Origin of the sequence: Natronomonas sp. (genome assembly GCF_036625485.1) — an archaeon.
GTDB lineage: Archaea > Halobacteriota > Halobacteria > Halobacteriales > Haloarculaceae > Natronomonas.
Genome location: NZ_JAZKTR010000067.1, coordinates 1 through 13,226, shown reverse-complemented (window position 1 = coordinate 13,226; position 13,226 = coordinate 1). Strand labels below are relative to the sequence as shown.

Here is a 13,226-nt window from a genome sequence, read left to right as displayed (position 1 = left end):
TGATCGCGTCGACCTCTCGCTGAACGAGGCACGGCAGATCGAACAACAGGACGGCTGGATCACCATCCTCACGACCGTCGAGACGGACGACCGGACCGTCACGTTCCAGAACAGCGAACAGGTGGCGTAGGGTAGCCCGTCCGAAATCAGTGTTTCGTCGAAGCGAACCGACCCGGGAACCCCACCTCGAATCGATGAACAATTACGGACTGCCCGACGAAAAACAGCCATGACCGACTATTTCGAAGTTCATGCGCGCGACGCCGCCGCTCGTCGGGGCGAGTTGCGCCTCTCTGAGCCGGTGTCGACGCCGGCGCTGGTCGACGATATCGTCGAAGACGCAGGCAGTCGCTGGCACGAAGCCCCGGAGATGCCGGACGGCGACGAATCGACGCTGACGGTACTGCCCCACCGGGCGTTCCCGCCGGGCACCGAGGAACCGGTCGAGGAGGCCTTCGCCGTGGACTACCCGGACGTCGACTTCCCCAGCGCGGCGGTCGTCTCGCCGGGTACGGCCGACGATTACGGCGCCGACGCCTACGTGCTGGCCGGCGCGCCGGGCTATGCGGGCCACGCCGAGGCGTTCGTGGAAGCCCTCCTGGAGACGAAAGAGGCCATCCCCGACGACACCGCGCTCTATCTTTCGGGTGTCGCGACGCCCGCAAATGCGGCGACGCTTGTCTACGCCGGCGTCGACTTGCTGGACGAAACTCGCGCCCGGACGCGCGGGCTGGACGGCTTCTATCTGACGACGGACGGCGAGGAGTTCCTCGAAGACCTCGACGAACTGCCGTGTGCCTGTGAAGCCTGCCAACAACCGGTCTCGGAGTTCTCCCGGGCAGATTGTGCCGAGCACAACGCCAACGCCCTCCGCGCGGAAATGGCCCGCGTTCGCCACCGAATCTCCGAGGGCCGCCTCCGGGATTACATCGAAGGCCAGGCCCGCCACGAGGCGTGGCTGACGGCGACATTCCGCCGACTCGACCAGCAGTACGGCTACGTCGAGGAACGGACACCGGTCTTCCGCCGCAACGAACTGCTGGCGGCCACGGACGACAGCATCCGACGTGCCGAGATTCAGCGGTTCGCCGACCGGGTGACCAGTCGGTATCAGCGCCGATTGAAGGGCCCGCTCGTTCTCGTTCCGTGTTCGGCGCGGAAGCCCTACAGTGACTCCCAGAGCCACCGCCAGTTCATGGACGCCATCCAGTATCGGGGCCACGTCGTCTCGATGACCTCGCCCATCGGCGTCGTCCCGAGCGAACTGGAGACGACATATCCCGCCCAGCACTACGACAGCGTGGTGACCGGCGAGTGGACCGCGACCGAGATAGAGTTCGTCGCCGCGGTGCTGGAACGCTACCTCGAACGCGCCGACTACGACCGTCATATCGCCCACGTGCCGGGCGAAGGCTACCGCGAGATCTGCGAGCGCGTCGAGGAGTCGCTCGGTATCGAATTCGAGTACACCGTCGAAGACCACCCGACGACGACGGAATCACTCGGCAATCTCGCGAAAGCCCTGCAGGGCGAGGAGAGCTATTATAAAAGCGAGCGCGAGCACTCGATCGTCCGGGCCATCGCCGACTACCAGTTCGGCGAGGGTGCGGGCGACGAGGTCTTTGGCGAGAACATCTCGACGGAGGGTCGATATCCGAAACTCCGCGTTCGCGACGGCGATGGCGAACTGCTGGCGACGCAGGTCGCTCAGTACGGTACGCTGTCGCTGACCGGCGCCGGCGCTCGCGCGTGGCGGGAAAGCGATGCGCCGACCAAGACCGTCCAGATCGACGGTTTCGTCCCGAGCGGGAGCGTCCTCGCGCCGGGCGTTCTCGACGCTGACGCGTCGATTCGGCCGGGCGACGAGGTGCTCTTCGAGGGGCCGAAGGCGTTCGGCGTCGGCCGGGCGAGTTGCCACGGCCGGGCGATGGTCGAGTCGACCCGCGGCGCGGCCGTCGACGTGCGGCACTGCGAAGAGCGATAGCGGTTGCTTCGATGGGCAGTAGCCTTTTTCAGGGATTCAGCTGAACTGGAGCGTATGGACCGCCCTGCCCTCCTCGCAGTCCCGACTTTCTGTATCGCCGCCGTCGTGGTTCCGTTGCGATCGCTTCCGGCCTTTCGCGTCGTCAGAGATGCGCTCGATGTGGTGACGCTGTCGATGGCGTCACGACTCGTGTGGCCGACCCTCGCCGTCGTCGGCTTCGCCGCTGTCGGTTACGCCTACGGCTCGACCGCGAACGACGACCCGCCGTCGGTACTCGGCGTCGGCGCCATCGCGGCGTTTCTCGGCGTCCTCGTCGGCAACGCCGTCCTCTGGTCGCTCCCGCATACCACGCTGATCACCGAGGCGGCCTATCTGGAAGTGTTCGTCGTCGGCGCGTATTCGATACTCGACGCGCTCATGTTCGGCCTGTTGGTCCTCGGTGGCTACGCCCTCTCGATGGGGCCCCGGAATCGCTGACGCCGCGCCATCGCCGGCCACCTTTTTGGTCGGGTAGCGCCAGTATCACCCATGGACGAAATCGAGTTGGGCGTCCCCGGACCGCTTCTGGAGTCGCTTCCCGAAGACGACGGCGGCGCAGCACAGGACATGCAGCGTGCCGTCAAGGGGTACAACCAGCGTCTGAACACCGTACTCGAAGACGCCGAGGACGACACTGAGGCCGCGAGTGCCGTCCTCGACGTCATCGAACATTTCGAGGCACGCGGCGAGAAGTACGACGAGTTCGTCCCCGAATTGCGCGCGTGGGGACAGTCGCCCATCTTCGCCATCGCGTGGCGGAACCTGTATGCCGACCTCATCGCTCAACTGTACGAACACGATTGGCTCGCCGCGCAACTGGACCGCGAGCGTAACGCCCGCCTCGTCGAGGACGGCGTGCGACTCTCCGATTTATGACGGACGCGGACCAAGAGGAGACCATGGAACTGGAGTTGCGGTTCTTCGCGACGTTCCGGGCGGCGGTCGGTCAGAAAACCGTCAACTGGGAGGTCGACGAGGGCGCGAACATCGGTGATGTCCTGTGGGCCATCGAGGACGAATACCCGGAACTCGTCGGGGAGTTGCTCGACGACGAGGGCGACATCAAACCGCAACTGACCGTCCTCAAGAACGGCCGAGAGGTCGTCCATCTGGAGGGTACCGAAACAGAACTCGACGACGGCGACCGGGTCAGCGTATTCCCACCGGTGGCCGGTGGATAGATGCAAGCGACACGCGAGTTTCGTGGCATCTCCAAGCGACTTGCCGTCCAGTACCTCGAAAACCTCGGTGGCAAGGCCCTCGACGGCAGTAACCGCGTCGAGGGCGACGGCTGGAGTGCGTCCCTCGACGAGCGGAAGGTCAACCCCGTCGGAGCCATCAGGTTGAACGAGGTCACCGTCGAGTTCGAGGGCGACGCTGAGGTCCTCGAACCGCTCATCGAGAACTTCGCCCAGAAGGCGATTCGCGCCGGGGGCTGAGATGGCTGGCGGGCCGCTGAAGGGGAACGCGCTGATACTCGGTGCGGCGAAGGGCTCCGTCTCCGGCGAGCGGCTTCCGGACCTCGCGGACCGCGCGCAGGTATTTCTCGAACCCCGTCTGCCGGAGTACGGCCGTACCTACGAATGCGTCTACGAGGACGAAAACGAGGCCGTCTTCCTCGCCGAGGAGGGCCACTGGGCCGAAATCGGAGAGGAGATGGACCTCGACGATCGCGAGTGGCAGGCACTGCGGCGTACCCACGCCGAGCATCTCAAGCAACTCGGCGGCGAACTCGACCGTCGCGCGGAGTTCGAAAGCGCGCTCGGACTGCGAGAGGCGGTCGTCATCGGCAAGGGTTCGGGCTGACGCGTCGGCGCCCTCGTATTTCTGTGAATCCGTCCCATACCACGACAACGCTCATGCGGGAGCCATCGCATGAGCGAGTATGTTCCCGAGCGAAATCGAGACCGACAGACTCCGACTCGTTCGGTGCTGTCGGGAGAACATCTCGGCGATCGACCTCTACGAGCACATGCGGGTCGACGCCCCGCACATGGACGAAATCAGCGAGCACGTGATGTGGGACCCCCACCGGACCGTCAAGGAGACCGACGACTACCTCGACGAAGTCGAAGACGAGTGGGAGAGTCGCAAGCAGGCCACCTACATCGTCTATCCCCGAGAGGGCGAAGCTAACGCCGGCGAGTTCGCCGGCCTGACGAACATGCGCTTCGCGTGGGACCGCAAAACCGGTGGCCCCGGTATCTGGCTCCGCAAACCCTTCTGGGGCCGCGGCTACTCCGGCGAGCGCGCCGCCGCGCTGATGGAACTGGCCTTCGAGACACTGGATCTCGAACTCGTCAGCGTGGCCCACCAGCCCGGCAACGAGCAGTCACAGCGAGCCGTCGAGAAGTATGTCGAGGCCCACGGCGGCCAGTACGACGGCCTGCTCAGGAACTGGGTCGTCAAGGACGACGAGATTCGTGACCTGCGGCGCTACACGGTCACGCGAGAGCAGTACATGAAAGCGACAAAGCAGTAGACGGTAGCAAAGTTCGATTATCTATCAGAAAACACGTTCCGCGGTTCCATTGGGGCGACGACCGTGAATCACCGGCCCCAAGTCGGGGGACGGCGATTCGCGTTCAAAAGCACCCTCAGACGTCCGAAGGCCGTTCTGGGAGACGCCCGCGTGCGGCCGACAGGGTGAGGATGACAGCGACCGCGATGCTGATTCCCACGTGAACGGGGAAGGTGAACACGTCATCGGCACCGGGGACGTTTACGTATCGCAGTCCCGCTATCGCGATGAACGTGATACCGAAGGCCGCATAGCCGACGACGGCCGCGGCGGGGAGTCCCGATAGGCGGCCGGCGTAGGTGCTGACGAGTACGCCTGCCAGCAAGCCGGCGATCAAGCCGACGAAGACGCCGATGATGCCGACCGCCGGGGCCTCCCCACCACCGAGCAGCGTCATCGTCATAGCGCCGACAAGCAAGAAGGTGGTAATAGCGGCCCCGACCGCCGAGAGAATGGTTCGAGCGTTCATACCTAATAGACGCGCTCTCAGTATAATACAATAGCCGGTACGTCTCAAGAATCGGGACTACACCCCTCGTACGGTCAGTCTGCGCGCCGATTTCCACCGACGATTAATCCCGGTTTCTCGATAAAGCAACCACACCACCTACTGATAACTGGACCGCCCCCACGCAACCGAGACGAATCCACAAAAATAGGTAGCTAGCATCCGCCGAGTGGGGCCTTCGAAGAAGGCCCCCGAGGCGGTTCTCCGAGTGCGACCAAAGGGAGCGCTCGGTAGCGCGCGCGGACTGAGGCGGCGCGAAGCGCCGCCGAAGGAGCACGCGCTATTTTTCCCCACGTTTTTGCCGCGAGGGCGCCGGAGGCGCCCGAGCGTGCAAAAAGTGGCTAGTCGTCAGCCGGCGCCGCCGAGTCGCCAGCACTCACGCCGGTGCCCGGCCCGACGTTGATGTCGAGTTCGTCGAGTTTCTCGTCGGTGACGACGCCGTCGACCCAGCCGCGGTGCTCGTAGTAGGCCTCTTTCATCTGGTCGAGTTCGACCAGGCTGCCTTCGACGCCGCCCTGTCCGGGGACGGCGTTCTCGTGGCCTTCGACGAAGCGGCCCGGCAGGGAGTCGTCGGCACCGTCGAAGCCGACGAGGTTGTTGTAGTAGCGTTCGAGGTTCCAGATGCGCTCGCCCGCCTTCAGGAGTTCCTCCTCGCTGACGTCACGACCGGTCATGCCGTTGTACTGAAGGACGTACTCCTCGATGCCCTCGGCGAAGGCGTTGAACTTGCAGATGTCGAAGGAGTCGCTGATGGCGTGCATGTCCTGGAACGTGATGGACAGTTCCGCCTTGCCCTTCCATTCGACGGGGTCGACCTTCTCGGGAAGGCCGAGGATCTCGGCGGAGGGCGTGTAGGCCCGCAGGTGGCAGGCCCCACGGTTCGACGTGGCGTAGGCGATGCCCATGCCCTTCATACACCGGGGGTCGTAGGCGGCCATCGTCTGACCTTTGACGGCCAGGGAGTTGTCGTGACCGTCGAACTCGTCGGCGAAGCGGTCGGGGCCTTCCGCGAGGTGGTCGGCGAGTTCGGTCTCGCGGTTGGCGATTTTGGTGAGCATCTCGACCATCTCCTCGGTGTCGCCCCATTCGATGCCGTCGCCGAGGCCGTCGAGTTTGCCCTCCTCGGTCATCTCCATCGCCATCGCCATCATGTTCCCGCCGTCGATGGTGTCGATGCCGTGGTCGTTACAGCGCTGGAGCATGAGCGCGATCTCGTCGCGCTCCGTGTGGCCGGAGTTCGGCCCGAGCGCCCACGCCGATTCGTACTCGTAGGATTCGGTGCGGACGTTCATCTCCTCGCCTTTGTGCATCACGTCGACTTCGACCTCCTTCTTGCAGGCGACCGGACAGGAGTGGCAGGTCGGTTCGTCGACGAGGATGTTCTCGCGGACGTTCTCCCCGGAGACCTTCTCGGAGTCGTAATCGTCGCCGCCGAAGCCGTCGTTGCGGGCGTCTCCCGTCGAGGTGTATTTCGCGTTCCGCGCCGGGAGTCCGGACATCTCCTCGGTGGCGTTCATGAGGACGTTCGTCCCGTACAGCGAGAGGCCACCCTCGTTGGGTGCGGTGACGTCCGACTCCCGAATGACCTCCATCGCCTGCTTGTGGCCCTTCTTGAACGTCTCGGAGTCGGCCGGTTTCGGCATCTTCGTGCTGGATTTGACGACGACGGCCTTGAGGTTCTTCGAGCCCATGACGGCGCCGGTGCCGCCGCGGCCCGAGGCGCGGTCGTCCTCGTTCATGATGCAGGCGAATCGGACGCCGTTCTCCCCCGCTTCGCCGATAGCCATCGTCGAGAGGTTCTTGCCGTACGAGCCCTCTACCTCGTCTTCGAGTTCCTCCATCGTGTCGTGGACGCCCCAGCCCCACAGATGTGAGGCATCCCGGAGTTCGACTTCGCCGTCTTCGACGACGGCGTAGACCGGGCTGTCGGCCTTCCCCTCGAAGAGCAGGCCGTCGAAGCCGGCCCACTTCAGGCGAGCGCCGGACCAGCCGCCGTGGTGGCTGTCGGTGACGGTGCCGGTGAGCGGCGATTTCGTGCAGATGGCGATGCGGCCGCTCATCGTCGTCTGAGTTCCCGTCAGTGGCCCGTTCATGAAGGCCAGCAGGTTGTCGGGTCCGAGCGGGTCGACGTCGGGTCCCTGGTCGAATACGTACTTGACACCGAGGCCACGTGCCCCGATGTACTTTCGCGCGTCGTCGTCGTCCACGCTCTCGTAGGCGACGTCGCCCTCCGAGAGGTCGACGCGAGCGACGTGGTCGTGGAATCCACCTAGATCTGTCATGATAACTTATCCCACTAGATACAGGGTCGCAATTGGCGTAATAGTTGCCACCGTAGCGAAACCACAATCAGTTACATCGCCGATGTCCAGCCGAACACCCTTACGAGGACGAAAACGAAGGGCGGCGTCCGAACGCGGCAGGTACCGCTGGTTCTTCGAGGCTAGAGGGTAGTATCGGGCCGGCCGGAACCGGGGGTTTAAATACACCGCCGTGGCACGCGTCGAGCGTGAGCCGTGCCTTGCCGGTCGCGCCCCGAGCGCTCCGCTACGCTGGCGTCCTCGCCTGTGCGGTCGTCATCCTCTATTCGTCGGTGACGGTCGTCGACGACGGGGTCCCGCGGACGCTGTTCGGTATCGGTACGACCGTCTATCTCCACGTCATCGCCTACGCCGGGTTCACCGGGGCCATCGGCTACGCCCGGCTGTCGGCCGACCGGCGTGCGCTCCTGCTCGCGGCTGGACTCTCGACGCTCTACGGTGCCTTCATCGAACTCCTGCAGGGAACGCTTTCCTATCGGACGATGTCCCTTTTGGACGGGGTCATCAACGCTGGGGGTGCCCTTCTCGGCGCCGCGTTGTGGCGACTGACCGCGCCCGTGTTCGGTGCCAGTCGGTAAGACCGGCAGTCGAGGCTGGAACGACACGGCTATCCGCGCTCGTATATTAGGGCCGCCAATGAGTCAACCGAGTCCCGACGCCTACGAGCAGGGCCGAGGGATGGACGCGCACAACGAGGTGATGCGCGACATCCGGGCCCGCAACGACGAGACCTACGACCCGACCGAACCGACGCGGGTCTGGCTCGACGAGGACAACACCCCCGACGGCGTCTACCAGTCGCTGACCATCATCCTCAACACCGGTGGCTGTCGGTGGGCCCGCGCCGGCGGGTGTACGATGTGCGGTTACGTCGCCGAGAGCGTCGACGGCGGCAGTGTCGGCCACGAGAACCTGATGACCCAGATCGAGTACTGTCTGGACCACGAGGCCGAGAACCTCGATGACGGCGAGAAGGCTGGCCTCATCAAGATCTACACCTCCGGGTCGTTCCTCGACGAGCGGGAGGTCCCGGCCGAGACGCGCGATGCCATCGCCGAGGCCTTCTCGGACCGCGACCGGATGGTCGTCGAGTCCCTGCCGGATTTCGTCGACCGCGAGAAACTCCGGGAGTTCACCGCACGAGGCATCGAGACGGACGTCGCCGTCGGCCTCGAAACGGCGACCGACCGGGTCCGCCACGACGCCGTCAACAAGTACTTCGATTTCGAGGATTTCGAGGAAGCCTGCGCGGAAGCCACGGCTGCCGACGCCGGCGTCAAGGCCTACCTCCTCATGAAGCCGCCCTTCCTTGCCGAACCCGACGCCGTCGAAGACATGAAGCGGTCGGTCCGGAAATGTGCGGCCGTCGACGGCTGTCACACCGTCTCGATGAACCCCTGTAACGTCCAGCGGCACACGATGGTCGAGGAACTCTACCACGACGGCGGCTACCGGCCGCCGTGGCTGTGGTCGGTCGCCGACGTGCTGGAATCGACCGCGGACGTCGACGCCATCGTCGTCTCGGACCCCGTCGGCCACGGCTCGGACCGCGGCCCGCACAACTGCGGCGAGTGCGACGACCTCGTCCAGACGGCCATCAAGGACTTCGACCTCCGGCAGGACCCCTCTGTCTTCGACGAGGTCTCCTGTGAGTGCGAGGCGACCTGGGAGTACGTGATGGCCGAGGAGACGACGTACAACCAGCCGCTCGTCAACTAACCTCGAAAAACGCGAGTCGTTCTCCTTCTGCGGTAGTTCGGGCAGTCAGGCGAAGCCGTCGAGGACGCCCTGTCCGTCCGTCGGTCCGATATCCGGCAGCGACACCCGTTCGGGGTGGGGCATCAGCACCGCGACGTTGTCGGATTCGCCGAGAACGCCCGCGACGTTCTCCTTCGAGCCGTTCGGGTTCGCCGCGTCGGTGACGTTGCCGTCGGCGTCGCAGTAGCGGAAGATGATCCGGCCCTCGTCGTTGAGCGTTTCGAGGTGGTCGTCGGGGAGCTCGAAGCGGCCTTCGCCGTGGGCGATGGGCACCTCGATGACCTCTCCTTCCTCGTAGGCGGCCGTCCACGGCGTGTCGGCGTTCTCGACGCGGAGATGGACGGGTTCACACTGGAAGCGGGCGCTCTTGTTCGTCGTAAATGCGCCGGGCGTCAGGCTGCTCTCGGAGCCGATCTGGGCGCCGTTGCAGACTCCGAGAACGGGCGTGCCCTCGGCGGCCGCTTCGCGAACCTCGTCCATGATCGGCGCGCGGGCGGCCATCGCGCCGGCCCGCAGGTAGTCGCCGTAGGAGAAGCCGCCGGGAATCATGATGCCGGAAGCGTCGGCCGGCAGGCCGTCTTCGTGCCAGACGATCTCGGCGTCGATGCCGAGATGCTCCAGCGCCCGCAGAGCGTCGCGGTCGCAGTTGGAGCCCCCAAATCGAATTATTGCAACCGTCATCAGGCTTCGGCGACCTCCACGTCGTAGTCGTGGATGGTCGGGTTCGCGAGCAGGCGTTCGGCCATCTCGGTGGCGCGTTCGGCGGCTGCGTCGGCGTCCTCGGCATCGAGGTCGACCTCGAAGCGGTCGGCCGACCGAAGGTCCTCGAGGTCGAAGCCCAGCCGTTCGAGGGCCTGCTGGGTCGTCTCGGCTTCCGGGTCGAGAACGCCGTGCTTCAGCCGCACGGTCACGGTCGCGGTGTAGGCGGGCATACCTGACGTGGCGTGTTCGTGCGTAAAAACGGTTGTGTATTTTAGTTGGTATGCATGTTCGTGGATATAGCGGTCGGCCGCCGAACATCCCGGCCACTCTTAAGCGCCGACGACAACGCTCGGATATGCTCATCACGCTGGAGGGCCTCGACGGCAGCGGGAAGTCGACCGTCGCCGAGGCGTTGCAGGACGTTCTCCCCGCAGAGGAGACGGTGTTCACCCGAGAGCCGACCGAGTCGTGGTACGGGGAGGCGGTCAACCGCTCCATCGGCGACGACGAGGCGGACCCGCTGGCGGAGCTGTTCTTATATACCGCCGACCACGCCGACCACCTCTCGCGGGTGATTCGGCCGGCGCTGGAGGAGGGGCAGGTCGTCGTCTCGGACCGCTATTCGGATTCGCGGTACGCCTATCAGGGCGCGACGCTGTCGGGCGTTCTCAAGCGACCGATGGAGTACGTTCGCGGCATCCACCAGCCGTTCACGCGGCCGCCCGATGCGACGCTGTACTTCGAGGTGCCGCCACACGTCGGTGCCGAGCGCGCGGGCGCGACGAACAAGTTCGAGACGGTCGATTATCTGGGACAGGTCGAGGAGAACTACGAGCGGCTCATCGAGGCCGAACCCGAGCGGTTCGTCCGCATCGACGCGACGCAGTCGCCGGAAGAGGTCATCGCCGCGGCCGAACGGGCGGTGACGAACCTGCTCGACCTGTAGCGGCGCTCCGGCTCACCGGGTCACGTCGACGCCGGTTATCTCGAACCGCGCACCGCCCTCGCTGCTTTCGGTGACGTCGATATCCCAGCCGTGGGCCTCGGTGATCTTCTTGACGATGCTCAGGCCGAACCCGGTGCCATTCCGGGCCGTCGTGTAGCCGGACTCGAAGACGCTGTCGCGCTCGGATTCGGGGATGCCCTCGCCGTCGTCGGCGAGGTAGAAGCCGTCGTCGAGTTCGCCGACGGTGATGGTGACGGCGTCGCCGCCGTGCTGGACCGAATTCCGCAAGAGGTTCTCCAGCAGTTGTCGGAGCCGGTCGTGGTCGGCCAGTAGCGTGACGCCCCTGTCGATATCGACGTCGAGGCTGGCGTGTTTCGTATCGACGGTCCGCCAACAACGGTCGAGCAGTTCCGCGAGGGCGACCCACTCGTACTCGGTCGGTGGCTTCTCCGCGCGGGCCAGCGTCAGCAGGTCCTCGATGAGGTTCGCCATCCGTTCGTGGGCGGCGGCGACCTCGTTGAGGTGCTCGCTGTCGCAGTCTTCGGCCGCGAGTTCGAGCCGTCCCTGCGCGACGTTCAGCGGGTTCCGCAGGTCGTGGCTGACGAACCGGGTGAACTCGTCGAGGCGCTCGTTCTTCCGCTGGAGTTCCTCGGTCCGCTGCTGGAGTTCCTGTCTGGCTTCGAGTTGGGAGAGCCGCGCTCGGGCGTGGGCGACGAGCAGTTCGGCCAGTTCGAGGTCGCCCTCGTCGAAGGTGCCGGGATTATGATCGGCCGCCTGCAGGACGCCGTAGTCCCCGATCGGGACCGTCAGGACCGACCGGAACTCGGAGTCGGCAGGGACCACGTCGAGTTCCCGAAGATCGTCGATGACCGAGGACTCGCCGGTTCGATAGGCCTCCGCGCCGAGGTTGTCCTCGGCGCCGATGGGCGTCTCCTCGAAGTACTCGTCGGTGGAGAGTTCCGTCGAGACGGCACGCGGAACGAGGACGTCTTCGACTGCCGCGTCGGCGATGGTGATATCGAAATCCAAGATCGCCTCGGCGGCCTCGACGACCGCCTCGTAGACGGTGTCACTGCTGTCGGCGGTGTTGATCCGGGCCGCGACCGTGTGGAGGGCTCGGATCTTGATCTGCTGTTCTTCCAGTTCGCGTTCGTATCTCCGCCGGTCGGTCCGATAGGATTCGACGGCGTCGACGACCCGGTCCGCCAACGCCGAAAGCCCGTCTCCGCCCTCTTTCGGCAGATAGTCGGTCACCCCTGCCGCTATCGCTTCGCTGGCGACCGTCTCGTCGCCCGCGTCGGTGAACAGAACGAACGGGAGGTCCGGATCGCTCTTTCGAACGGCGTCGAGGAACTCGATGCCGTCCGACTCCGGGAGCGCGTAGGCACTGACGATGCAGTCGATTTCTCCGTCGAGTCGTTCCAGCCCCGCTCGCGCGCTCGTGGCCGACTCGACGGTGATTCGGTCGTCCTCCTGTCGGAGCGCCGCGGACACGCGGTCCGCGAACGCCGGATCGTCGTCGACGTAGAGGACGCGAACGGAGTCGGCCATACATCTACTTATACAGCGCTCTGAAAAACTATCCTCCGATTTCCGTCGCCGAGTTTCGGCGCCCGCTCGTCGCCCGAACCTACCTGAATCAAGGAGAGAGTCCCGCCCTTTAGGGCGGGCGTGAATCCGACACTCCACTTCACAATCCACGTTCGACGGTTAGTCTGGGGTATCCTCTCTGACTTTCTTCTCGCCTTCGAGGAGCAACCCCTTCCACGTCAATCCACGGTGCTTCTTCAGTTCTTTCAACCGCTCGTACTGTTCGTCGTCATCGAACTCGATGCGAACTTCGACCATATGGTAACACACAAACCACATATCTATGTGTGTTCCGATGCAACCGGTAGTTGATGAAGCGAGCCAACACATTCGAGGTGATTCCGCAGTCCGACGAGGACGAGGAGTTGCTTCGACGGCTGTTGGACGCTTCTGCCGCTCTCTGGAACGAAATCAACTACGAGCGCCGCGAGAACTACGCCGACCCAGACGGAGACGTATGGGAAATCAGCGAGTATCGCGGTCGCTACGGCGGTGTTCTCGGGGCTTCGACGGTTCAGCAAATCGAGCGCAAGAACCGCGAAGCATGGAAGTCGTTCTTCAGCCTCAAAAAGAAAGGCGAAGCCAACGGCACCCCCGGCTTCTGGGGTAACTCGGAGGACGGGCGCGAACTCCGCACGTACATCCGAAACACGTCGTACTCTGTCGAGTGGGGTGAATACTCCCGGCTCGAAATCCTCGTCGGCCAAGACCTGAAAGACGAGTATGGGTTGGGAAACCGCGAACGCCTCCGCCTCGAAGTTCGGGGCGACCCCAATTGGAACGAGTACGAGAAGCAGGGTCGGTTGGAGTTGTTCTACGACGAGCAAGCACAATCGTTCAGGGCCTTTCAGCCAGTC

Annotated in this window: 16 protein-coding genes and 1 pseudogene; 11 read left to right on the top strand and 6 right to left on the bottom strand. The window is 64.6% G+C overall.

What is annotated here, in order from left to right; all coding sequences use genetic code 11:
* The first annotated feature begins 229 nt into the window (after positions 1–229).
* The 7 genes from arcS (at position 230) to V5A53_RS08230 (ending at position 4,505) form a co-directional block, all read left to right on the top strand.
* Positions 230–1,984, top strand: a complete 1,755-nt coding sequence (gene arcS / locus V5A53_RS08260; RefSeq protein ID WP_332313120.1) for an archaeosine synthase subunit alpha — start codon at positions 230–232, stop codon at positions 1,982–1,984.
* Between the two features lie 54 nt (positions 1,985–2,038).
* Positions 2,039–2,461, top strand: a complete 423-nt coding sequence (locus V5A53_RS08255; protein WP_332313119.1) for a hypothetical protein — start codon at positions 2,039–2,041, stop codon at positions 2,459–2,461.
* A 51-nt stretch (positions 2,462–2,512) separates the two neighbouring features.
* Positions 2,513–2,899: a hypothetical protein gene (locus V5A53_RS08250; protein WP_332313118.1), complete on the top strand. Its 387-nt coding sequence runs from the start codon at positions 2,513–2,515 to the stop codon at positions 2,897–2,899.
* 23 nt (positions 2,900–2,922) lie between these two features.
* Positions 2,923–3,204 carry a ubiquitin-like small modifier protein 1 gene (locus V5A53_RS08245; protein WP_442928623.1) on the top strand — a complete coding sequence of 94 codons (282 nt, stop codon included), beginning with the start codon at positions 2,923–2,925 and terminating at the stop codon, positions 3,202–3,204.
* Positions 3,205–3,462, top strand: coding sequence for a hypothetical protein (locus V5A53_RS08240; protein ID WP_332313116.1), 258 nt, complete (start codon positions 3,205–3,207; stop codon positions 3,460–3,462).
* Position 3,463: 1 nt separating this feature from the next.
* A complete protein-coding gene (locus tag V5A53_RS08235; protein ID WP_332313115.1) occupies positions 3,464–3,829 on the top strand; it encodes a hypothetical protein in 366 nt (121 codons plus the stop codon).
* 79 nt (positions 3,830–3,908) lie between these two features.
* Positions 3,909–4,505, top strand: a complete 597-nt coding sequence (locus tag V5A53_RS08230) for a GNAT family N-acetyltransferase (RefSeq protein ID WP_332313114.1) — start codon at positions 3,909–3,911, stop codon at positions 4,503–4,505.
* Positions 4,506–4,620: 115 nt separating this feature from the next.
* On the opposite strand, the gene V5A53_RS08225 is transcribed toward V5A53_RS08230, so the two are convergent.
* Together V5A53_RS08225 and V5A53_RS08220 are read right to left on the bottom strand one after the other, a co-directional pair.
* Entirely contained in the window at positions 4,621–5,013 is a 393-nt protein-coding gene (locus V5A53_RS08225; RefSeq protein WP_332313113.1) for a permease, read from the bottom strand.
* A gap of 380 nt (positions 5,014–5,393) precedes the next feature.
* On the bottom strand, positions 5,394–7,334 hold the full coding sequence (locus V5A53_RS08220) for an aldehyde ferredoxin oxidoreductase family protein (RefSeq protein ID WP_332313112.1): 1,941 nt from the start codon (positions 7,332–7,334) through the stop codon (positions 5,394–5,396).
* 227 nt (positions 7,335–7,561) lie between these two features.
* Here V5A53_RS08220 and V5A53_RS08215 point away from each other — a divergent pair, with 227 nt between their 5' ends.
* Positions 7,562–7,951: a hypothetical protein gene (locus V5A53_RS08215; protein ID WP_332313111.1), complete on the top strand. Its 390-nt coding sequence runs from the start codon at positions 7,562–7,564 to the stop codon at positions 7,949–7,951.
* Between the two features lie 58 nt (positions 7,952–8,009).
* Complete coding sequence (locus V5A53_RS08210; RefSeq protein ID WP_332313110.1) at positions 8,010–9,092, top strand: archaeosine biosynthesis radical SAM protein RaSEA; 1,083 nt, start codon at positions 8,010–8,012, stop codon at positions 9,090–9,092.
* A gap of 45 nt (positions 9,093–9,137) precedes the next feature.
* Here the strand turns inward: V5A53_RS08210 and purQ are convergent, their stop codons facing one another.
* Together purQ and purS are read right to left on the bottom strand one after the other, a co-directional pair.
* The gene (gene purQ / locus V5A53_RS08205) at positions 9,138–9,812 is read right to left on the bottom strand and encodes a phosphoribosylformylglycinamidine synthase I (RefSeq protein WP_332313109.1); all 675 of its coding nucleotides are present in this window, start codon (positions 9,810–9,812) and stop codon (positions 9,138–9,140) included.
* A complete protein-coding gene (gene purS / locus V5A53_RS08200) occupies positions 9,812–10,063 on the bottom strand; it encodes a phosphoribosylformylglycinamidine synthase subunit PurS (protein ID WP_332313108.1) in 252 nt (83 codons plus the stop codon). The genes purQ and purS overlap by 1 nt, the downstream gene beginning before the upstream one ends.
* A gap of 125 nt (positions 10,064–10,188) precedes the next feature.
* Between purS and tmk the strand changes: the two genes are divergently transcribed.
* Positions 10,189–10,779: a dTMP kinase gene (gene tmk / locus V5A53_RS08195; RefSeq protein ID WP_332313107.1), complete on the top strand. Its 591-nt coding sequence runs from the start codon at positions 10,189–10,191 to the stop codon at positions 10,777–10,779.
* Between the two features lie 12 nt (positions 10,780–10,791).
* Here tmk and V5A53_RS08190 read toward each other — a convergent pair whose 3' ends face one another.
* A complete protein-coding gene (locus V5A53_RS08190; protein WP_332313106.1) occupies positions 10,792–12,330 on the bottom strand; it encodes an ATP-binding response regulator in 1,539 nt (512 codons plus the stop codon).
* Positions 12,331–12,489: 159 nt separating this feature from the next.
* Entirely contained in the window at positions 12,490–12,627 is a 138-nt protein-coding gene (locus tag V5A53_RS08185; RefSeq protein ID WP_317650669.1) for a hypothetical protein, read from the bottom strand.
* 53 nt (positions 12,628–12,680) lie between these two features.
* Here V5A53_RS08185 and V5A53_RS08180 point away from each other — a divergent pair.
* Positions 12,681–13,226: pseudogene (locus tag V5A53_RS08180) on the top strand (IS200/IS605 family transposon protein TnpB); the annotation flags it as partial.

Excerpts from the sequence above, each read along its gene's own strand:
- V5A53_RS08245 (WP_442928623.1), top strand. The coding sequence starts at position 2,923 with ATGGAACTGGAGTTGCGGTTCTTCGCGACGTTCCGGGCGGCGGTCGGT.
- V5A53_RS08220 (WP_332313112.1), bottom strand. The coding sequence starts at position 7,334 with ATGACAGATCTAGGTGGATTCCACGACCACGTCGCTCGCGTCGACCTC.
- V5A53_RS08210 (WP_332313110.1), top strand. The coding sequence starts at position 8,010 with ATGAGTCAACCGAGTCCCGACGCCTACGAGCAGGGCCGAGGGATGGAC.
- tmk (WP_332313107.1), top strand. The coding sequence starts at position 10,189 with ATGCTCATCACGCTGGAGGGCCTCGACGGCAGCGGGAAGTCGACCGTC.
- purQ (WP_332313109.1), bottom strand. The coding sequence starts at position 9,812 with ATGACGGTTGCAATAATTCGATTTGGGGGCTCCAACTGCGACCGCGAC.
- V5A53_RS08185 (WP_317650669.1), bottom strand. The coding sequence starts at position 12,627 with ATGGTCGAAGTTCGCATCGAGTTCGATGACGACGAACAGTACGAGCGG.
- arcS (WP_332313120.1), top strand. The coding sequence starts at position 230 with ATGACCGACTATTTCGAAGTTCATGCGCGCGACGCCGCCGCTCGTCGG.
- V5A53_RS08250 (WP_332313118.1), top strand. The coding sequence starts at position 2,513 with ATGGACGAAATCGAGTTGGGCGTCCCCGGACCGCTTCTGGAGTCGCTT.
- V5A53_RS08190 (WP_332313106.1), bottom strand. The coding sequence starts at position 12,330 with ATGGCCGACTCCGTTCGCGTCCTCTACGTCGACGACGATCCGGCGTTC.
- V5A53_RS08240 (WP_332313116.1), top strand. The coding sequence starts at position 3,205 with ATGCAAGCGACACGCGAGTTTCGTGGCATCTCCAAGCGACTTGCCGTC.
- purS (WP_332313108.1), bottom strand. The coding sequence starts at position 10,063 with ATGCCCGCCTACACCGCGACCGTGACCGTGCGGCTGAAGCACGGCGTT.
- V5A53_RS08230 (WP_332313114.1), top strand. The coding sequence starts at position 3,909 with ATGTTCCCGAGCGAAATCGAGACCGACAGACTCCGACTCGTTCGGTGC.
- V5A53_RS08255 (WP_332313119.1), top strand. The coding sequence starts at position 2,039 with ATGGACCGCCCTGCCCTCCTCGCAGTCCCGACTTTCTGTATCGCCGCC.
- V5A53_RS08235 (WP_332313115.1), top strand. The coding sequence starts at position 3,464 with ATGGCTGGCGGGCCGCTGAAGGGGAACGCGCTGATACTCGGTGCGGCG.
- V5A53_RS08225 (WP_332313113.1), bottom strand. The coding sequence starts at position 5,013 with ATGAACGCTCGAACCATTCTCTCGGCGGTCGGGGCCGCTATTACCACC.